This is a genomic window from Paenibacillus sp. MCAF9 (genome assembly GCF_052114265.1).
GTDB lineage: Bacteria > Bacillota > Bacilli > Paenibacillales > Paenibacillaceae > Pristimantibacillus.
The window spans coordinates 146,025-167,452 of the sequence record NZ_JBFREL010000007.1 but is presented as its reverse complement, the minus strand read 5'-3'; the positions used below and the strand labels follow the sequence as shown (position 1 = coordinate 167,452).

At 44.3% G+C, this 21,428-nt stretch carries 18 protein-coding genes; 3 read left to right on the top strand and 15 right to left on the bottom strand.

Going from position 1 to position 21,428, the window contains the following annotated elements; all coding sequences use genetic code 11:
• Nucleotides 1–37: 37 nt before the first annotated feature.
• The 10 genes from AB4Z45_RS14815 to cls form a co-directional block, all read right to left on the bottom strand.
• A complete protein-coding gene (locus AB4Z45_RS14815) occupies nucleotides 38–1,402 on the bottom strand; it encodes a sodium-dependent transporter (protein WP_441910133.1) in 1,365 nt (454 codons plus the stop codon).
• Between the two features lie 1,070 nt (nucleotides 1,403–2,472).
• Complete coding sequence (locus tag AB4Z45_RS14810; RefSeq protein WP_441910131.1) at nucleotides 2,473–3,018, bottom strand: glutathione peroxidase; 546 nt, start codon at nucleotides 3,016–3,018, stop codon at nucleotides 2,473–2,475.
• A 235-nt stretch (nucleotides 3,019–3,253) separates the two neighbouring features.
• Entirely contained in the window at nucleotides 3,254–4,600 is a 1,347-nt protein-coding gene (locus tag AB4Z45_RS14805) for a DUF2252 domain-containing protein (protein WP_441910130.1), read from the bottom strand.
• A gap of 19 nt (nucleotides 4,601–4,619) precedes the next feature.
• The gene (locus AB4Z45_RS14800; protein ID WP_441910128.1) at nucleotides 4,620–5,102 is read right to left on the bottom strand and encodes a CcdC family protein; all 483 of its coding nucleotides are present in this window, start codon (nucleotides 5,100–5,102) and stop codon (nucleotides 4,620–4,622) included.
• 267 nt (nucleotides 5,103–5,369) lie between these two features.
• Nucleotides 5,370–6,041 carry a DUF559 domain-containing protein gene (locus AB4Z45_RS14795; RefSeq protein WP_441910126.1) on the bottom strand — a complete coding sequence of 224 codons (672 nt, stop codon included), beginning with the start codon at nucleotides 6,039–6,041 and terminating at the stop codon, nucleotides 5,370–5,372.
• A gap of 351 nt (nucleotides 6,042–6,392) precedes the next feature.
• Nucleotides 6,393–6,569 carry a hypothetical protein gene (locus tag AB4Z45_RS14790; RefSeq protein WP_441910125.1) on the bottom strand — a complete coding sequence of 59 codons (177 nt, stop codon included), beginning with the start codon at nucleotides 6,567–6,569 and terminating at the stop codon, nucleotides 6,393–6,395.
• A gap of 653 nt (nucleotides 6,570–7,222) precedes the next feature.
• Nucleotides 7,223–8,677 (bottom strand): catalase, encoded by a 1,455-nt coding sequence (locus AB4Z45_RS14785; protein ID WP_441910124.1) that lies wholly within the window; start codon nucleotides 8,675–8,677, stop codon nucleotides 7,223–7,225.
• A gap of 169 nt (nucleotides 8,678–8,846) precedes the next feature.
• Nucleotides 8,847–9,680 carry a winged helix-turn-helix transcriptional regulator gene (locus tag AB4Z45_RS14780; RefSeq protein ID WP_441910122.1) on the bottom strand — a complete coding sequence of 278 codons (834 nt, stop codon included), beginning with the start codon at nucleotides 9,678–9,680 and terminating at the stop codon, nucleotides 8,847–8,849.
• Complete coding sequence (locus AB4Z45_RS14775; protein ID WP_076266298.1) at nucleotides 9,656–10,051, bottom strand: Fur family transcriptional regulator; 396 nt, start codon at nucleotides 10,049–10,051, stop codon at nucleotides 9,656–9,658. Before AB4Z45_RS14775 ends, AB4Z45_RS14780 begins: the two co-directional genes overlap by 25 nt.
• Nucleotides 10,052–11,433: 1,382 nt before the next feature.
• The gene (gene cls, locus AB4Z45_RS14770) at nucleotides 11,434–12,882 is read right to left on the bottom strand and encodes a cardiolipin synthase (RefSeq protein ID WP_339205444.1); all 1,449 of its coding nucleotides are present in this window, start codon (nucleotides 12,880–12,882) and stop codon (nucleotides 11,434–11,436) included.
• A gap of 205 nt (nucleotides 12,883–13,087) precedes the next feature.
• On the opposite strand from cls, the gene AB4Z45_RS14765 reads away from it, so the two are divergent.
• Nucleotides 13,088–14,404, top strand: a complete 1,317-nt coding sequence (locus AB4Z45_RS14765; protein WP_076266300.1) for a deoxyguanosinetriphosphate triphosphohydrolase family protein — start codon at nucleotides 13,088–13,090, stop codon at nucleotides 14,402–14,404.
• A gap of 157 nt (nucleotides 14,405–14,561) precedes the next feature.
• Here AB4Z45_RS14765 and AB4Z45_RS14760 read toward each other — a convergent pair whose 3' ends face one another.
• A complete protein-coding gene (locus tag AB4Z45_RS14760) occupies nucleotides 14,562–15,533 on the bottom strand; it encodes a nucleoside hydrolase (protein ID WP_441910120.1) in 972 nt (323 codons plus the stop codon).
• Between the two features lie 73 nt (nucleotides 15,534–15,606).
• Here AB4Z45_RS14760 and AB4Z45_RS14755 point away from each other — a divergent pair, with 73 nt between their 5' ends.
• Nucleotides 15,607–15,762, top strand: a complete 156-nt coding sequence (locus AB4Z45_RS14755) for a DUF1540 domain-containing protein (RefSeq protein ID WP_076266302.1) — start codon at nucleotides 15,607–15,609, stop codon at nucleotides 15,760–15,762.
• A 93-nt stretch (nucleotides 15,763–15,855) separates the two neighbouring features.
• On the opposite strand, the gene AB4Z45_RS14750 is transcribed toward AB4Z45_RS14755, so the two are convergent.
• Nucleotides 15,856–16,752, bottom strand: a complete 897-nt coding sequence (locus AB4Z45_RS14750; protein WP_441910119.1) for a M15 family metallopeptidase — start codon at nucleotides 16,750–16,752, stop codon at nucleotides 15,856–15,858.
• Between the two features lie 340 nt (nucleotides 16,753–17,092).
• Between AB4Z45_RS14750 and AB4Z45_RS14745 the strand changes: the two genes are divergently transcribed.
• Complete coding sequence (locus AB4Z45_RS14745) at nucleotides 17,093–18,955, top strand: LTA synthase family protein (protein WP_441910117.1); 1,863 nt, start codon at nucleotides 17,093–17,095, stop codon at nucleotides 18,953–18,955.
• 73 nt (nucleotides 18,956–19,028) lie between these two features.
• Here the strand turns inward: AB4Z45_RS14745 and bcp are convergent, their stop codons facing one another.
• Genes bcp through AB4Z45_RS14730 form a run of 3 tightly spaced genes read right to left on the bottom strand, consistent with a single transcriptional unit; the run spans nucleotide 19,029 to nucleotide 21,254 of the window.
• Entirely contained in the window at nucleotides 19,029–19,499 is a 471-nt protein-coding gene (gene bcp, locus AB4Z45_RS14740) for a thioredoxin-dependent thiol peroxidase (RefSeq protein ID WP_339205449.1), read from the bottom strand.
• Nucleotides 19,500–19,513: 14 nt separating this feature from the next.
• Nucleotides 19,514–20,194, bottom strand: a complete 681-nt coding sequence (locus AB4Z45_RS14735; protein ID WP_441910116.1) for a VOC family protein — start codon at nucleotides 20,192–20,194, stop codon at nucleotides 19,514–19,516.
• Nucleotide 20,195: 1 nt separating this feature from the next.
• Entirely contained in the window at nucleotides 20,196–21,254 is a 1,059-nt protein-coding gene (locus tag AB4Z45_RS14730; RefSeq protein WP_441910115.1) for an asparaginase, read from the bottom strand.
• Nucleotides 21,255–21,428 lie beyond the last annotated feature (174 nt).

Sequence of the window (21,428 nt, the reverse complement as noted above, 5' to 3'; positions counted from 1 at the left end):
TTTCAGAGCACGCTCCCGAGAATAGCAATCCAGAGGACTAGAACGAAATAATGCCGGAAGAATAAAGAAATACGAGCAATACCAGAATAGGTGCCACATAACGCAGCATGAATAACCATACTCGCACCCACCATGCAGACAAGCCTGACTCCTTAGCTCCGCCTTTCCATACATACCCGACAAATATAGTAACGACTAGTCCGCCAAGCGGCAGAACGATGTTTGTGCATACAAAATCGACCCAGTCAAAAAACGACTTCCCGCCAAACGTAAGCCAAGGTATTTTGTCACCAAGCGATAAAGCCGATGGCACCCCAATAACGAAGCAAAGAATGGATAACAAAATAACTGAAAAGCTCCGGCTCCAGCCAAATTTCTCGCGAACGAAAGCAACCGGCACCTCAAGCAGTGAGATGGTTGAAGTAAGCGATGCAAAGGCGATCATTACGAAGAACAGCCCTCCAAACAGCCACCCTAACGGCATAGCTGAGAATGCTGCAGGCAAGGCTACGAATACGAGACCAGGGCCTTGCGAAGCCTCGAGTCCAAATGCGAAGGTAGTAGGGAAAATAATCAGTCCTGCAAGAAGTGCATAAACAATATTGCCTGTACCTACTGCTGCTGTTGCTAGAGAAAGCGACTGCCGTTTATCCACGTACGCCCCATAAGTAATAATGGTACCCATGCCAAGGGAAAGGGATAGGAAGGCATGGCCAAGCGCTACGAATGCAGACTCCGCTGTCAGCTTGCTAAAGTCAGGCTTTAGAAAAAAGGCTGCGCCTTCGCCGGCTCCATCCAGAAACATTACACGCACACAAAGTACAATGAGCAGTATAAGCAGCCCTGGAATAAAAATTTTATTAACCTTTTCAATACCTGCCGATACACCTCGAATAATGATGAGACCCGTTAGCAGCAAGACGATGAATTGCCAGAATACCGGCATCCAGCTTCCATTAAGATCACTGAACTGCTGCGCAAAATCATTATTTTCAAACAGTTGGCCTGTAAAAGACAACATCGCATAATGCAAAGTCCAGCCTGCAACTATCGCATAGAACGACAATATAACGAACGCTCCCAAAATGATAATAACGCCGAAGCCGCTCCACAGCTTATGCGCGCCCAGCCGAGTGAACGAAGAGGACGCATTGCCGCGGCCGCCTCGACCTACTGATAATTCCGCTAGCAGCACCGGCAGTCCTACTAGCAGCATGCATATAAAAAATAGAAGAAAAAAGGCCGCTCCTCCATATTTACCTGTAATATACGGGAACCTCCACATATTGCCGAGGCCGACCGCACTGCCTATTGCTGCCAAAATAAAACCCGAGGACGTAAACCGCTCCCCTGTACCGATTTCCCCGCTTTGCGAGGCTCCTTCTTGTTTTTGATCCTTCATAAGCCATTCCTCCTGTAGTAATCTAAGCTGTCTGCGACTTATCTATTGCTCCGATGGGTAGTATAACCTTTTTCAAAAAATATATCTGCAAGCGCACGGTCTGAGCCGGTATAGTTTCATTTGAAAAACACTGAGTCCGACAGGCTGGAACGTGTATTGACGATGGTTGCTTTGTGCTTCGCCAATCATCAGAATGGTGGCACGAACGGTATCATAAATCAGCATATTTCACACTGCCTCATTGCCGCTCCGTTTTCGCTTCTATTTATTCATTTGATTCTAGTCAACAGGACTGAGTAACTTTTATTTTTGTATATATAAACCTTTTTAAACTTCGAATTACACACGCACATGAAATGGATAAATCCTTATATATTAAAGAAATATGTTAATTCAGTACATAGTTTATCTGAATATTATTGCATATTTACAACTTCAATCTGAGATCAAAAAATGCTCAAATATTGAGTTTCAAGATATTTAAGACCAGCAAAAAATGGACAGAAACAATTTATCGTTTCTGTCCATTTTCAACTTCTGTTTTATATTAATTGAATAGAGTGTAAGTACGATATTTCCATAAGAATTGCAGGATCAAATGACACAGTATGAAGTGTATGATAAGCCCAACAATTAACTCTTAAACTGAGGTTAGGCCAATCTCATTTTGCTTAATAGACGGTGTGTGAACGTGCAGTTGCATCCGTTGTTCTCCCAATTAAAACCCATCTATTGCTCGTTGTTCACTCTATCAAAACCTCAGCAATTAACCGTTGATTTTACGGCATTGCGATAGCATATTGATTAAGCTTCGCACATCTCGTTGTCCGTAATGAGGCTAGTTTATTCTCTATCACTTCTATGAACCATCCGATTCACGTATATAGAAGTAAGCTTTGCATTCACTTCCAAAGGTCGAAGCATAGTCCTTCACATCGAAGAATGTTTGGATATACGGAAGCTATTCGTCATTAGACAACAGTCTTACCTACAAAACGACTAAAAAAACCATTAAATGGGCTTTTTTTCGCCCGGAAGCCGCATCTATTTCATTTTTAAGTGAGGGAGCACTATAGCAGCTGCTCGATATTAGCCTTCATATCGGCAGGTTCATCGGTCGATTCGAACCGTTTTACGACATTGCCTTCACGGTCAATTAGAAATTTAGTAAAGTTCCATTTGACTGAGTTGCCTTCGAGATAATGAGGCAGCTTCTCCGAGAGGAAAGCATTGAGCATTTTACCGCTAGGGTTGCTTGTATCAAAACCTTGGAAAGGCGCATCTTCCGTTAGCTGCTTGAAAAGAGGATGAGCGGTTTCGTCCCGTACATCGGTTTTCTCAAAAAGAGGGAATGTCACACCGTAGTTCAACTGGCAAAAGCTTTGAACATCAGAGTTTGCACCCGGCTCCTGCTCGCCAAATTGATTGCTTGGAAAACCAAGAATCTCAAGACCTTGATCTTTATATTGTTCATATAGTTTTTGCAAATCCGCGTATTGTGGTGTAAAGCCGCATTTGCTTGCTGTGTTGACGACAATTAGCACCTTACCTTTATATTGTTCCATGCTTTGTTGTCTACCATCAATGCTTTGCAGCTCATGTGAGTAAATGCTCATTGTTTGTTGCCTCCTCTAAAATATGTGAGTTATAATAAATTAAATTGTACACAATTTAATTATTACATAGAATACCATGGGGAACAAATGAATGTCAAACCTAAAGCCTATATAGGAAAAACGAAGCATGGTTCTAAAACCAATTATCCAGTCGCTATATGTAATCCCCTGCGCTGAACCCTTTTTTTATAGCTGCTACGCAAAAAAAGACTGCACCGAGGTGCAGTCCCATTATTTATAATTGCGATTGCTTCTTTCTACTGCCCAGCCATTCCGTGAACAAAGCATAATCCTGTTCCACTTGATCTGCGTAGGAAAGCGCCCAATTGGCAATTGACGTGCAAAAAGCATCCTCGTCATTGCCCATCGCCTTCACAATCTCAATCTCACTGTGATACGCAAGAATACCTTGCGCTACATCGGCATCCGCCCTCGCGTGCATTTTTGCGGTCAGCCTGCCCATGCTTGTCGTAACCGACAGCAAATCTCCAGCCGTATCAAGCGCTTCTAGCTTAAGCCGCTTCTTATAGGGTGATCGCTCACGCACATAAAACTGCCGCTCTCCAATGGATAGCCATCCAAGATACGGGTCTGCCTCATGGTGCATCGCTCTCTGAGTCATGGTTACGCGCTGTCCCTGATGCTCAAACATAGACCAAAATGTCTCATCATAAGGCATAAAATAAGCTGGAACCGGAACGCGCACTTCCTTTACCTCAAGCACGATATCGTCCTCGCCTTGTGCATCTTCGCCTGCTTCAATCAGTACATAGTATCTATCGAGCCCAATAGATGCTGTCCCTGATCCATGCTTCACTGCAATATCCTTCACCTGAAAATGACGCAATTCTTCTGAGTCATCGGCTTTGACGGTATCTAAATACATCGGCCATGCTTGCAATAAAGCCTCACGTTCTTCGTCAGTCGGAGATACAATTTCATCTGTCGTTGCAAACTGCCTATGCTCCTGTACGAGCGCAGTAACCTTTTCAAGGAAGTGCTGATCCTTGCGTTTTTGCAGTTTTTTGAGCAGCTTCTTGACGGGACCTTCCGCACGCTCAATATCAATCACATAGGTGCCAGGATCATCCTTGCCCTTTGCGAATCGTCGCATCTGTTTGGAATAGGCCTGCAGATAAGCTTCAATCGCGCTAATCTGATTAGCATGGGTTTGTCCTTTAAGCCTGCCGACGAGCGCTATACTTACCGACATTCGCATCAAATCATACAAATACGAGCCCAGATAACCTTCGTCAAAATCATTCACATCATAGACGAGCGTACCTTGCTCATTGCGGAAAGCACCAAAGTTCTCAAAGTGCAGATCGCCCTGAACCCAAGTGGGACGCCCCTCTGGCGTATGATAGGGAAACCAAATTCGTGATGCGTCAAAATAAAACAAATAAGCGCTGCCGCGAAAAAAAGAAAATGGCGTTTCCGACATTTTAAGATACTTTTCTTCACGTTTGCCGCGCTCAAGCTTCATTATTTTTTGATCAAATTCTTGAAAAATCGCAGATAGTGTTCGTCTTCTAAGTTTGCTCTGGGTCAGCTTCACTCGTTCTGTCAGCTTCGAATCCATACATTCTCCCCCATTCAACTTACATTTCTACTTTTTGCAGTCTCATATAATCACTAATCATAGCCAAACGCCATGGTAGAATCATGCCAAAAGCGAGCAAATAGAAAACCGCCCCGGTTTGCGGAATCGACATATATTGCTCTACGACACTATGCAGAGAAAGCCTGATTATGAACAGCGTCAGCATAATAAATACAAACGCTTTAGATCGTCTTACATAGATTTCCGACTTCACGCGTTCCAAACGGGTCGTGACGATTAATGGGAAAGCAAAGATCAGCATGCCTGTCAAAAAAGCGGCTAACCCCCAAAACCATGGAATATGCGTCTGGGAAAAGGCAAACATGACGAAGCCTGTAGCCATGCCTAACGGCGGTATGATGATTTTGCGCAATGAGGTCGGCCGTTTACCAGCGCGCATACGCAGGATAATAAGTGTAAGACCGGCAAGAGCTGATATGACGATGGAACCAACTTGAATCGCTTGCGTTGACAGCAGCACCGCTAATTACCCCCGTTTTCATGGTGTGGATGCCCTATTTTTATAATCGCGAAAATGCTCTTAATCCTTTACAAGGCAGCAATAAATTACTCTTTATTCCATCGTACTTCAAAACCATAAACATCGCAAACATACGCTATTTTTTTAAGACTATGACCGTCTATGGAGGCTTTTTTTCTAATCTAAAAGTTCCTCATTTTCGTCTAGCTTCTTGGAAGCTGCGATGTAAGTAAGAAGCTGAAGCCGGTCGCAATAATGATTGAACCATTACTCCAGAAAATGAAGAAAGTCATGAGCGAGCTCATATCCTACGACTCGTTGTCGATTGCCACGATAGAGAGGGATAAGCCCTCCTTTTGAGCATAACTTTTTCAATAAATTTACTGCTGTTTTATGATCAATACCAAAATGACGCTCCACATCCCTCGGCCTGATTAAACGAGCCTGTTGAACAGCAAGCCGCATGATCTCTTTCTCTGCTAGTTGAATTCGTGTTATTGGTGCTCGCCTAGCCTGGTACCTGCTCATCACCATTTTGAGCATGGTCATACATATCTCAGGGTTTTTCTCAACATCATCATAAGCGAAAGAGATGACCGGGTAACCCATCGCATGCAAAAAGGTTTCGCGGTTTAGTTCATGACAATATTTTTGTCGATCCATGTCTCTAACATGAGATGCAAATCCTTTGATCTCAATAATGAGCTTTACGGTACCGGAAAACCAAGCAAAATCTGCAAAATAGGATCTGCCGCGCCAATCCAATACTTCATACTCAGGATGTAGGTTTCGAAAATCTCCACACAAAGGCCACCAGACATTACACAAAAATTTGGATTCCGCATGTCCATGCCCTCTTTCCAGCCTTCCGCGACGTTCCCCTGACCTTTTATCTACATGGTATTGAATAAATGAGCGATGCGCCTCCTCATAAGTCACCTTCAATCATCCCCTCTGGAAAATAGAAAACGTCCCGTTACCACTCACTCTAGAGTGAGTGGTAACGGGACGTTCTTCGTCTCTTGTCTTTGATTATAAGGCATCTGGAATCATATGGAAAGTGTTGTTCTTGCATTCTTTTTAACGTTATATCAAACTTATCCGTTGCCTGAAAGTCCAACCTTATCCACCTCATAAAAACGATCAGTTTGCATGAAACGCAACTAAATTGCTTCCTCAACTTGTCTCCTCAAAAGAAAAGAAACTTAGCTGGAATATGTACCGCTATTTCACCCTTTTTTACGGAAATTAATAATTTAACAGGAATTTCTCCTGTTAATTCAGTCCATTTCAGCGGAATTTGCTAATATCCAACAAATTAACGGGAGGTTTTCCTTCTAAATGACTAAAATCAGTCGAATTAGTAAAATTAGATGGAGGTTTTCCTGTTAGTGTTAATTGATGATGAGTGATTTGGTTAAAATGAACGTATCCTTCGCATAAGAAATTTAACTTATTTGCTTCCATAACTTGTCTCCTCAAAGAAAAGTAGCTTAACTGGAATTTCTACCGCTAATTCACACTTTTTTACGGAAAATATTAATTTAACAGGAATTTCTCCTGTTAATTCAGTCCATTTCAGCGGAATTTGCTAATATCCAACAAATTAACGGGAGGTTTTCCTTCTAAATGACTAAAATCAGCCGAATTAGTAAAATTAGATGGAGGTTTTCCTGTTAGTGTTAGTTGATATTGAAAAAATGGGTTAGTTTGTTTGGTGGATTCGTCGGTTCATCAGTTCGTGGGTTCGTAGGTTCGTAGGTTCATCGATACAACGGTTCATCAGTTCGCGGGTTGATCGATACATCAATTCGCGGGTTCGTGGGTTCGTGGGTTCGTGTTTCATTGGTTCTTGGGTTCGTCGATACGTCGGTTCAATAGTTCGTAGATTGTTGAGTAGAGTACTGGGTGGTTAAAAGTTTCTTCATTCTTGGTTAAATCGTTCGTCTTGAACGGGATATCTTTTAAAGTTTGGTTTGACCAATTGTGGTTTCTCACAGCTGGAGGTTGCTTTTAAGCTTGCTCATGGCTTCTAGTGGATTTAAGAATATGTAGATGGGAAACCCAGAAACACGCATATTCAGCGTGCTTCTGTCATCATATTCCCGTTTGCTTCTGAATTAACTCTGAGGTACAAACTTGCGGATATCAACGCCCAGCGCTTGCGAAAGCTTCATGCCTAATTCGCGATCAGCCCGGAAGAAGTTGCAGATGGCGCGGAGTCTTATATCATCATTAGTTTGCTCTAGCTCACCCGTCAAATTGGCGATTAGGTTTGCTTGTTGATCTTCAGGCAGTGAGCGATAGCGCTCGCCCGCTTGAGTGAAATCGTCAGTTTTATCGATTTTTTGGCGGCCAGCCTGTCCCAGAGGAGGTGCGTAAGAATCAGCATAAGCCTTTGCTTCCTTTGGACTCTCTGATGAGCTATTAGGTTCGTAATTCACTGGAGAAGGATTTGCATGCATTGTCATTGCACCATCTCGTTGATAGTTGCGAACAGGTGCATACGGGCAATTTACCGGAATATGCAGGTAGTTCGCTCCAAGGCGGTAGCGCTGAGTATCCGGATAAGAGAACAATCGGCCTTGCAGCAATTTATCCTCCGATGGCTCGATTCCTGGAACAAGTGTGCTTGGCGAGAAAGCTGATTGCTCAACCTCTGCAAAATAATTTACTGGATTGCGATTCAATGTCATCGTGCCTACCTTTTGCAACGGATACATATCCTCCGGCCACACCTTCGTTGGATCTAGCGGATCAAACGCATACCGTTCCACATGATCGACAGGCATAAGCTGTACATGAAGCTCCCATTCTGGGAAGTTGCCGAGTTCAATTGCATCATGTAAATCACGTGTCGCATGGTTGAAGTCTTTGCCTTGCATCACGCTAGCTTCCGCTGCTGTAAAGTTTCGTACTCCTTGCAGCGACTTCCAATGGTATTTAACATAGGTCGGCTTACCATCATCATTAATCCACTTGAAGGCATGAACGCCGAATCCGTCCATTTCACGATAAGTAGCAGGCGTTCCGTCATCGGAGAACAACCAGGTGAGCATATGCGTCGATTCTGGGGAGAGCGTCATGAAATCCCAGTAGCGCGCAGGCTCTTGGACATTCGTATTTGGCGCCGGCTTGAGGGAATGCACCATATCAGGAAATTTCATCGCATCTCGAATGAAAAATACCGGCAAATGGTTTCCAACAAGATCATAGTTACCTTCCTGCGTATAAAACTTTACCGCAAAGCCGCGTGGGTCGCGCGCCGTCTCCGGCGAACCTGTTCCGTTAATAACCGTTGAAAAGCGCACAAATACAGGCGTCTCTACTCCCGGCTCCTGCATAAAAAGAGCCTTCGTATGATCCTTCATACTAACTTCCGTACGAAATACTCCATGTGCGCCTGCTCCCCGGGCATGCACGACACGCTCTGGAATACGCTCCCGATCAAAATGCGCAAGCTTCTCAAGCAAATGGTAATCCTCTATTAGTGTTGGTCCACGCTGCCCCGCTGTGCGCGAGTTTTGATTATCGCCAACCGGCGTGCCTTGGTTCGTTGTCATATAGTTTTCCATGATAGCACCTCATCAATCATTTTATATATTTAGACTTGATCTAAATTCATAAAACAATCTTATCGAATCAACGGTCAACTGTCATGAAAGCCTAATGAATGAAAAATGAATATTTCATGAACCACAACATGCTGGTGAAATTCATTACCTAAAATGATGCACTTACCCCTTAGTCACGAATATCCGCTATCCGGTAGCCTACACCACGCACGGTAACTATATATTTTGGCGCTACGGCGCTGTCCTTTAGTTTTTTGCGCAAGCTCTTAATATGAGCATCCACCAAGTTGCTGCCTCCATAGAAATGCAGCCCCCAAACGGTATCGAGCAAAGATTCACGCGTTAGAACGGAGCCGTCCGATGTCATGAAATGCAGAAGCAAATCATATTCCGTCTTCGTAAGCTCAATTCGCTGCCCCGCCCGATCAACGGTCATTTTTTTGAGATCAACTGCAATATCCTTAAACACACGAATATCGCTATCCGCTTTCGCAGCTGCTGCTGGTTTATTCAGAAGCATACGGTTGATTTGTTTTATCGCTTGCTCAGGTTTAGCTGGCCAGACCAGCAGCTCAGATGCGCCGAGGGCAAAAGTCTCACGGCTCTCATACGATTTTTGATCCATTAAAATGAGGACAGGAACCGCATGCAGCTCAGCTGCTTCCACCAGTTCTGCACCTGCTTGCAGCGTATGGCTCGTGGCAGCTTGAGCTACAGGGATTGCATCAAATACGAGCAGCTCCGGCTGCAAGCTTTGGAGCATGCTTTTATTGAAATCATGCAGTGAAAACACATCAAAACATTCGGATGAAAGCGCGACGAGCAGGCTTTTGACCCTCTCTGGAAACGGGCTAATAATCATGACCCGCTTCGTGATCGAGCAAAGCATCCCGTTTTGCAGCAGCTCTTCCTCTGAATAGCCAGCGGCTGCGGCAGCACTCTGGTCGAGTGGCATGCCCTCGTTCATAAAATCGTTGTTCATTGTGGTTGTTTCGTCGCGCATTGATCACAAACCCCCTCTAATACAACTTGCACATGCTCGATCTTGTATTTCGTCTCCAAAGCCACTTTCTCCATCCACTCACTCGGCAAGTCGGTCAGCACTTCATCCACACGCCCGCATACAGTGCATACAATATGCTGATGTTCATCCGTCCGAGCATCATAGCGGCTAACCGTTTCTCCAAGCTTCAATTCTCTAATGAGACCCACGTCTGTCAAATAACGCAATGAGTTGTACACGGTGCCGTAAGCGAAGTTGAAGCCTTTGCCCCGAAGCCGTTCAATGACATCGGCCGCCGTCGGGTGATCATGGGCTTGCTGCACAACTTCAAAGATGGCCTTGCGCTGTATCGTTAAGTTAATTTTATTCATAAAAAGATCATTCCTTTTACTACTGATTTTAGACTAAGTATAAATTGAAGGTCGAATACGGTCAACCTCACAGGCTTTCCTTTATCCTCCTTATTCAAAAAGGCGGCTCAAAGCCACAGCCAATATTTGACGAAACAATATGAAAACTCATTAACTTCACACAGAAGCCACACGAACTCTGCTAAAGCGCCTCGCGAAAAGTTGTAACGAACCCCAGAAGTCTTATTTGCTTCAATTCCACACACTTGCAAACGTAACGAACCCAGATAACCCTATTAGCCTCCAATATCAATGATTTAACTCATTTTTGAGCATATAGCGCTCTCTAAGTTCGTTAGAATTCAGATTATGCCTAAATCATTATAATAGCGACTTCTAAGTTCGTTAGAGGCAAGCATGAACACAGTTCATCATTAACTTCGGCTTCTACACCCGTTACAAAACAACTTGAGCTCTACTCGTAACAAAACTTTGATTACTACTATTACCCGCCAGTGTTCAGCCTGAACTTGATACATCTCAACAGCAACTTTGCGTCCATCACCATCCAGACTGTAATTCTTAAGTTTCGAATACCATTACTTCCACTTTTACGTCTATCGCAATCCAGTCAGCATCCCGTCACCGTTACTCAAACTTCTACCCGAGCTCCATTCACCAATACTTCAACTTCTACGTCCATTACAATCCATCATCCCGTGCTCCATCCTCCATTACTCCGATCCTTCATATTCCCGCATGACCTTCATTCAATAAAAGCAACCATTTCTACACCCGCCACCATCCCGCCTAATTCTATTCACCATAACCAGTAGCTGCAGAATATACTACTTTAAGATGAAAACCCTCCCCACCTCACACGCAAAATCACACCTAAAAAACAACTCAAAATTTTTTGTCGAATTAAATAATCTGAATATTTACAAAATTCAAATAAAGGTGTATACTAAGCCTATCTTAAACGAGAGGGGATAGCCCATTGAAGTAGGTTAGCGATGCATGTCTCATAATCTCGGGAAGGAGTATTCAATCACTGCCGGACATGCTGGGACAATAGCGAAGACGGATGTAGTCGATCATTTGGATGAGAAGTACTTACAAGCAACAAGGATTTGAAACAAATCGAAAGGAAGTTGATCGAGGTCAATAAAATTAGGATCGAAGTCGATAGGGTTTGTAACAAATTCGAAAGGACGAAGAAGAGGCAAACAGCGGATTGGAGCGTTAGAATAAATTGAATAGTTCTCTACCAAGCACGTGAAGGGCTTCTGGTTATCTCAGATAAGCAGAAGCCCTTCTTATGTGCGTCTATAGGGTTGGACTGATTTGCGTCTATTGGATTGGACTCATGTCACGTCTATTGAATTTGACTGATGTCGCGTCTATAATATTGGACTAAGCAGCCTGGAAATCGATTCTTTCAATCGATTGATGATTGGACGATTAGCATAAACTTGCTCCGTTAACTGCGTGCAATGTTTGACATCATCTTCAAAAATGCGTTGCAGCTTCGCCGATGTCTGCGTATCATAGATAAACGCATTCATCTCGAAATTAAGCTTAAAGCTGCGAATATCGACATTGGCCGTTCCAACGGACGCCACCTTGCCGTCGATGACAAGCGTTTTTGCATGAAGAAACCCTTTCTCGTACATATAACATTTCACTCCGCCTGCGAGAAGCTCTCCCAAATAAGAATGAGTTGCCCAATATACAAAGAAATGATCTGGCTTGCTCGGCAGCATAATACGTACATCTACCCCGGACAATGCAGCGATCTTCAGCGCGGTCATCAAGCTTTCATCCGGTACAAAATATGGCGTTTGCAAGCTGATTGTTTTCCGAGCTGAATAAATCATTTTGATATAGCCATTTTTAATTTGCTGATATTGCGTATCCGGACCACTCGCTACAAGCTGCATGCCAATCGTTCCCGTATCATCGCTCATTATTGGGAAATACAGCTCGTTGAGCTCAATTCGACCGGAAGCCGCTAAATTCCAATCCATCAGAAACTGCGCCTGCATCTGCAGCACGGCATTGCCGCGAACTCTAAGATGTGTATCCCGCCATTCGCCGAAATGCTCGTTTAATCCTAAATATTCATCACCGATGTTGAAGCCGCCAATATAACCGACTTGCCCGTCAACGATAACGAGCTTGCGATGATTGCGATAATTGATTTTTAAATTCAAATAAGGAATTCGCGATGGGAAAAACGCCGCTTCCCTGCCGCCTGCTGCAATCAACTCCGCAAAATAACGCTTCGGCAAGCTTGAGCTTCCTATATGATCGTACAAAAACTTGACTTCTACGCCCTCTGCCGCTTTCGCTGCCAGCGCCTTAACCAATCTTCTGCCAAGCTCATCGTCTCGGACGATATAATAAACGAGATGAATATGATGCTGGGCTGATTCTATATCCTTAAGCAGAGCATCAAACTTCTGATTGCCCTCCGTGTAGATCTCAACCGCATTATTGCTCGTATATACCGCATAGCTCGTTTTCAGACTCATATAGATCATGTCTTGATAACTTCGCATCGCAGGATCATTATATACAATTTCATCTTCTCGCAGCTGGCGCATTTGCCTCTCGACCGTATGCTCGATAATGCGCTGACTATCGCCCAGCAGCTTATACAGCTTTCTTTTACGTACCTTCTGCCCTAATATTAAATACAAAACAAAGCCGAAAACGGGGATGAAAAAAAGAATCATCAGCCATGCCCAAGTTGTACTTGCGCTGCGCCTCTCTAGAAAGATAACCGTAATCGCCAAAAAAATGTTTAGCAGCATAATAATTGCAGATGCATTTTGCATTATGACCATCCGTATTATAGCACCTCAGTTTTATGTTAAAGCTAATGCGATCATACTCCAAGCACGGTGTATGTTCAAGCCTCATTATATGCTACAATTCAAGCAACAAAGCATTTTTCCTAATTTAAGACGTAAAAAAACCTATCTACAACATGTACTAGATGAGCTAATATATTTCAATAATACCCGCATAAACGGCACTGGAGGACTTACGATGGACATACGCAAGCTTAGATTGGACGAGAAAGCGCTCGGTACTTTAAGCGAGGAGCGAGATGAGTATGAACGAGATTATGCGAGACTCATTCAATCTCCCGCCTTTCGCCGCCTGCAAGGTAAATCACAAGTATTTGGCGCAGGTACGGGCGATTACTATAGAACAAGGCTAACCCACTCTCTCGAAGTGTCGCAAATTGCACGCGAGGTTGCTCGCAAGTTAGGCAAACAATATGATTTCCTTGCGCGCAAGGAGCATCCGGGGCTCATATTAGATCCCGCTGTCGTCGAGATTGCCGCGATCGCGCATGATTTGGGTCATCCCCCTTTTGGACATAAAGGTGAAGAAGTGCTCAACCATTTGCTCATGGAGGAGTATGGCATACCATACGAGGGCAATGCGCAAAATTTTCGAATATTGATGTTTTTAGAGAAAAGGGCAGGAAGCGGGAGCGGCCTTGATTTAACTGCAGCTGTCTTGCTTGCTATTAATAAATATCCTTTTAGTCTCAGTGAGCCTGGCCGTCTAAAAGGGCTTTACAGCACAGAGTGGGGAGAGATTGAACAGCTTCGCCATTTATGGAAAATCCCAGAAGGCTGTTCTACATTGGAAGCACAGCTCATGGATTTATGTGATGATATCGCTTATTCCACACATGACATCGAAGACGGCATACGTGCAGGTAAAATCCAAATGAACCGTACTTTCTTTGAAGACAGCAGACTTATCGACCATGTTGTTCAGGAAATTGTCGAGGATAAAGGCAACACCGGAATCGGCTGGGGTGAGGTCGATATCCCTGCGATGGTGAAGCGTGTACTCGTCTCCTATTTCGAGCAGTGGCAGGAGCTGTATGCAAGCTGTGATCGTGAAGCTTCGCGCACAAGGCGGGAGATGAAAGCGCGCTGGGTCAGCTTGTTTGCAGGCAAAGTCGGCATTATAGACGATACATCGCGCAGCTGGAAAAAGGTCACGTTCGTCAACAATGGACAACAGGATATCGAGTTGCTCCGCACGATGGAGATTTTGAAGAAGCTTGCATGGGTAACACTCATTAAGGATTTCCGTGTTCAGCGCTTGCAAATGCGCAGTGAAATTATGATAAGACGGTTATGGGACAGCTTCAAGGTTCAAGAATCTGGTCGCCTTATCATTCCGCCAGACTGGATAGAAAATTACGAGATCCATAAGAACAAATGGAGCTGGCCGCGATTTGTTGCGGATTATATTTCGGGTATGACCGATGCTTACGCTGAGAAGGTGTACGCCGAGCTTTATGCCAGCAAATCAGGTTCGATTTATGAAATGGATTAAACAAGCTAAAGCGCCTTCGGCGTTTTTCTGACGCTGAAGCAGCTTAGACGGTGAAATATAAGATAAGTATGAGAAAATAATATACTTTCTTATATTTTAAAAAAAGCGCAGCCTTGAATGAGTGTAACTCATTCGAAGCTGCGCTTTTTGTTATGGTTTAGTCATGCTTAACATTGTAGCTAACCGCACTTGCAGAAAGGTCAGTAATATAATCGAAGAATCGAACAGGATCAACATCATAGACAAGGCTGACCGGGCGACCGCCTTCCACTTCCACCGTACGGCCTTGGCTAGGTCCATCCTTAATCACGCCGCTGTGTACCGTCTTAATTTCCACAAGATCCGGATTGCCGACAACAGCTGTCGTAAGCACATCCCACAAATAATATGTCGAGTTCGTCTCCATATAAACAAGTGGAGGACATGCAGCATAACATTGACCGACAAAATCTAGTCCTTCATGCTTGCGAAGCGATGCCCAGCGGTTGCGTACATCCATCGTAAGAGGTACTTTGTTCGTGCTCTCAAGCGCAACAAGCAAAATCGGAATGCTGCTTGCCCATACGCGGTGCATAGATTCAGGGTCCCAGAAAGCATTCCATTCTGCGGTTCCGTCATGCTCAGGCTCTTGAACATTGCCCTTCTCATTAAACGTGCCGCCCATCCATACAAGCTTCTCAATCTTCGCTTCCACATCCGGAGCTTCATCCAGCGCTCTTGCTAGGTCCGTAAGCGGACCTGTAAACAGCAATGTCACCTTCTCATCCGATTTGCGAAGCTGTTCAATCATATGTTGATGCGCTGGCAGCGCAGATACTTTCGTGTTAATCGTTCCCGATTCATTCAAAATAGGCAGCGCGTCCACAAAAAACGTATGCATACGCCATTCAGCAGGGAATGGGTTTACACCGCGTGAATTTGATCTAGCCACTTCAAGCGATTTATTTTTGACAGGGTCGCCAAAGCGGTCAATGATTTTGCTGCTGGCTTTGATGCCAGGCTCCAAATAGCCGTCGGCTGGAATAACGGAAACCCCAAGCAGTTCAACATCTTTCATTTGCAAAAGAAGAAAAAGCGATACCAGGTCGTCTACACCGGCGTCATGATTAAAATAAAGCTTAACTCCCATATCTATCCATCCTTCCTGAGTATAAAACGATATATCGTTTGTCCATCCTATATAGAGAGGAGGTGAATTGTCAATGGCTAAGGATGTACTGTGCGAAGTGAATTCATGCAAGTTCTGGGCAGCAGGTAATCACTGCGGCGCCTCTTCTATTTATGTGGTCAGCAATCGCGGCAAGCAAGCCAGCAACTCCGAAGAAACAGATTGCAAAACGTTTGAAGCAAAGATCTAACGAAGGGCATTACCAATAGTAAGCAGCGCAAGCGACTATCCTTCATGAACAATAAGGCTTGTCCGAATACAGCTTGCGCTGCGCTATTGCTTCTTATTTTGTGACAGGAACCGCGTCAAAATACTCTTCCAGCACTTCTCCGCTCTTCGCCATCTCAGTAGCCACGTCCACACCTACATACCGCAAATGCCAAGGCTCATATTGATAGCCTGTAATCTTTTCTTTGCCTTCCAAGTAACGAATAATAAATCCGTACTCATGCGCATACTTCTCAAGCCACTGCGCTTCCTTTGTATCTGCAAAACAATCGGCAGCCGCACACTTGCCGTCACTACCCGACACATCGATCGCCAGTCCCGTTTCATGCTCGCTTGTTCCCGGAAAAGCGCTATAGGTTCTTGCCTTTTCGAGTCCATCCCTCTTCACATAGCGATCAAAGAGCGTTGTTTGCGTCTTATGCGAGCGATAAGCCGATACACCAGCCAACTGGATGTTATCATCCTCAGCGGCTGCAAACAGCTTCTCAAGCGCTGTAGCTGCTTCCTGTCTCATCATGCGTTTTTCAATTTTCTCAGCAAATATAAACCGAACGTCTGGATAAACTAAATCCGTGGGATTGTATTCCTCCGGAAGCTTGTGCTGCTTATTCACAAGCACCGCGATATCCTCTGGTTTGGCAATAACGACCATTCCATCCTCAGTCTGCTCTGCTTTTCCTGTGCCAGAGCCCTTGCCGCCATTACCATTATTGCTTGAACCGGGCTTATCCGTAGCTGTTGGCTGTCCATCTGTTGGAGTTCCGCCGCTCGGCTTATCCGTAGGCTCAGAACCTATGCTGCCCGACACTTCCCCGCCGTTAGTGGAACCATCAGCGGAAGCTTGCTTTGGCGGAATCGTGGTTGTCTCATCCTTATTAAATAAAGAGTAACCAAACACCATTCCTGCGCATACAATAATAAACAGCAGCAGCCTTCTTCTTCTTTTTTTCATGATAAGCCTCCAACATAATTTTTTACATATATTTCATGTAATTATACTTGTATTCATGGTTTGTCTAATAGCATCTAATTAATAGACTACTAAATCAGCAATAATGTTTCAATCTAATAGCTTGGAAATGTTGTAATGAATAGGAATAATCAAAAATCCTTATAAATTTGTTATTTACAATAAATTATGATTGGACATGGAGGAGCCTTTTGCCTTTTGACATTCGACTATAATTAGGAGCATAATGGATAAGAATTTACAGAACGAACGTATATTATGATTAGCGGCCTGGCTGCCTCTGTGAGATGGCCAGTTTTTGCTGTGAAAGGTAGGCGGTTATATGACATTTTTAACTCCAAAACGATTATTAAGCACTCGTCCCATCCTTTTCTTTTCATTTATCATGCTTCTCAAAAGCTATCTGGCTTGGATGGTCATTTTCGAGGATGGTTTTTCGTGGACTACTATTTTAAAAGAAATTCCGTTTGTCCTCATTGTTTATTGTCTCATAGAGTGGTTCGCTTCGAAACGTAAACTTATTTACTATTTAATAGCAAATCTAGTAATGACACTCATATTATTTGCCGTCATTATGTATTACAAGTATTACGGTGTTATTGTAACCTATCTCGCTCTAGAGCAGGTAAACCAAGTCACCGCGGTAAAAAATAGCGTATTTTCACTGATGGACCCTTACTACTTGCTCATCTTTATCGACATTATCATTATGGCTGTGCTGTTGTTTAGACCTAAGAAAGCCGTGAATTGGAAGAAACAAAGCTCCGTCAAGGAAAGCAAACGACTTGTCCTTGCCCTGTTCAGCATTTCAATTGCGCTTTGCTTGTTCAACATTTTGCCTAACCGCGCCAGCATGAATGAGATCGTCAAAGCGGAGCAAATGGGCATACTCAATTACGAGGCTTATATGATTTTCAAGAACAAAACGATTGACTTTGTTGATCCAAACCATATCACGCAAGAAAAAATCGATTCCGTCAAAAAGATCGAAACACCTGCCGCTCCGCAGCTGTGGAAAACAGCAGCAGGCAAAAACGTCATCATTATTCAAATGGAGTCATTTCAAAACTTCCTCGTCAATTTGAAGATTGACGGAAAAGAGATTACGCCTAACATTAATAGGCTGGTTAACGAAAACTATTACTTCAAGCATTTCTATCAGCAAGTCGGCCAAGGCAATACATCCGATGCGGAATTCGTCGTAAACACGTCTTTCTATATTCCGCCACGCGGCGCGGCAACGATGATTTATGCCGACAAAGAGCTTCCGAGCTTGCCGAAACTGTTGAAAGCAAACGGCTATGACACAACTACGTTCCATACGAATGTTGTTGAATTCTGGAATCGCGGCGAGCTTTACAAAGCGCTTGGTTTCGACCGTTACTACGATCAGAAGTTTTTTGGAGATGAAGATACCGTATTTTTTGGTGCTTCCGATGAGCAGCTTTACAAGAAAACAGCTGCTGAAATGTCACGCATGAGCGAGAATGGCAAACCATTTTATTCCCATGTTATTTCGATGACATCGCATCACCCATTCACCATTCCTGCTGACAAATACAAAATGACGCTCCCTGAGCGTTATGAGAAAACTTTTGTTGGTGATTATATCCGTGCACAAAACTACGCTGACTTCGCACTTGGCGAATTCATTGCAGATTTGAAGGAACGCGGCATTTGGGACAACAGCTTAATCTTGTTATACGGCGACCATCTCGGCCTTCCAGTATACTCGCTGGATCGTGATGACAAAGCGCTTATGGCTGAAATTTATGGTCATGAATACAGCTACACCGATATGATCAACATTCCGCTCGTTGTTGCATCTACAGGCGTAACAGAAGGCAAAGTATTCGATCAGCTAGGCGGTCAAGTTGACGTATTGCCTACGATCGCGAACATGCTTGGCATTTCACTTGATGATCATATCCATTTCGGCCAAGACTTGTTTAATCAGTCGTATAACGTATTGCCACAACGTTATTATCTCCCGACTGGCTCATTCTTAAGCAGCAAAGAGCTATTCATGTCAGGCAGCGGATATGAGGACGGCAAGCACTATTCATTAGCCGGAGACGGCATTACGGAGCAGGCTGCGACAGAAGATGAGTATCAGCGTGCATTAGAGCTCCTCAACTTGTCTGACAGCTATGTTAGCCAATTGCCTTCTTGGAAAACCAAATAATAAAAAACTAAAGGCTCCCCTTGAAGCGAATATCACGCTTCGAGAGGAGCCTCTTTTTACGCAAATGACAAAGCTAGCTGCTTTTTACCGCCTCAAGTACTTCCTTCACATGTCCATCCACGCTTACGCTGCGCCATTCCTTAACAAGCTTGCCCTGCTCATCAAGCAGGAAAGTCGAGCGCTCGATACCCATAAATTCTTCACCGTTCCAGCTCCGCAGCTTCCATACGCCGAACAGCTCCGAAACCGTATGCTCGGTGTCAGACAGCAATAGGAATGGCAGCTCATGCTTGTCTACGAATTGCTCATGAGATGCAAGATCATCTGGGCTGATTCCGATTACCTCCGTGTTATTCGTGCCGAATTCGCCGTTAAAGTCACGGAAATCGCATGATTCAGTCGTACAGCCGGGCGTCATGTCGCGCGGATAAAAATAAATAACGAGCTTCTTGCCTGAGTAATCTGCAAGCTCAACTTCTTTGCCATTGGATGCTTGCAGCTTAAAATTCGGGACCTGGTCCCCTACTTTTAAATGTTCTCCCATCGTTGAATGCTCCTCTACTTTTTATTTTCAATCAACAAACCTTGCTCGCCTTCCGCCAAGTACAACTCACCCAGCCCGCGCACGGTCACATGAACTGGGAAGCTCTCTGCGGTTTTGTTCGTAAAATGCCAGCGTCTTCCTTTTCCAACCACTATAAATATACCATTATCATCGCCGATTGGATTGAAATTATCATTGCGCGTCCTATAGGTCATGATGCCAAGCTCTGCAAATTGATCGACTGCTGTAGGAACGTCGCTGGTCGTTATGCCAATTTCACTGATACAAAGAATGTCTTGCTGCGGGTCAAAGGGACGCTCAACACCGTTATCCATCGTATGGCGAGCAATCAACTCTAAAATATTACCCGACGGGTCTTCAAAATAAACAGAATGCGAGTTCCATGATTCACTATACGACACATCCTGACCTGCCTCCGTACCAATTGGAACAAGCGCTTCGATCCACTTTTTTGCTTCCTCGAGCTTATTCTCAGGAATCGTAAAGGCAAAGTGATAACAATACGCTTCAGCAGCTTGATCACCAGTCTCTTGGAAGGTCAGCTCGCTCCAGCCTGCCTTAACGGTAAAGCTGTCCTTCTCGGAGCGAATAACCGGCAATGCCAGCACATCCCTATAAAAAGGCAAAATGCTTGCTGCTTTTTCAGTCAAAAGCACCAGCTTTTCTATAATCATTTTACACCTCGTTATGTTCGTGATACAAAACACTTTCCGTTACGAAAGCTTTTGCCTGTGCTTTATCATCATATAGACCATATGCGAGCATGAGCTTAGTTATTGCAGCCTCAACCGACAGCTTCTCAATGACAATGGCACCCGCTTCAATAAGGCGCAGCGACGACGAATATAGGGCTGCCGAACGATCTCGGATCGGACATATGTATACATCGATGCCAAGCTTTTTACAGTTTGCAATAAACGCAGGAAGAGAGTACGGCCCTGCTTCTATTGCGCTTGCTGTACCCGAATGATGCAAATCATGGAGGATCGCCTTCGGCCGAATCGTTGTAAAATCATACAGCGAATAGTTCAAGCCCGGATATGGCCGAATATAGACGATGCTGGAATCGAGCTTAAGAGTATCCGGCTCCCATGCAAACGACGCTTTAGGCTTAGTACTCAGCGCTTCCGGTCTTGGATTTCTATCATGCTCCAGCCAGTTGAACATTCGGTCTGCCATCTTTCCGTACGGCACGCCGTAGGGGCTGCCGAATTGATCCGTAAAGGACATCGCTTGCGTTACTCTAGTTGCTAAGTAAACAAGTGCATCCCCTTTGTCATCCTCGTAAACGACAAATACGCCCGGCAGCTGTGCATCCACTACAAAATCGATTGCGTTTGCAAAATTACGGCGCCCATTGCTTCTTTCATCGGCAACCGGATAATTGCTGGCGGTCAGCACAATTGGAATTTTTGTATCTGCGAACAAATAACCGATCATCGCTGCGCTATAAGCCAGCGTATCCGAACCATGGGTGATGACTATCCCAGCATACGAGTCTGTATCTATTCCATGGACAGCCTCTGCAAGCGCGATCCAATCCTCGGTCGTCATATTTTCACTTAACAAGTTAAGCGGCTGTATCGCATCAAGTCTAACATCATCGCGCTGCTCAGCACTGTTGATATAATCATCTATAAGCGAATAAGATCCCGCGTCATTAACATCGATGCCGTTTCCCTGCTTTTTGCTTCCAATGGTCCCGCCTGTAAAAACAACCAATAACTGCTTCACAAATGTTCCTCCTTATTGTCCTGCAATCGCTAGCCAGCGATAAAAAAAGATAACTTCTACTATCGTATATGCGGCTCTACACTCTGGTCAAGGCACAAGCTCTATCCTTACATGTTGCCCTGTGCAACTCGCTTCATACGAGATCACATCGCCTATTCATCCAATTAAAAAAAG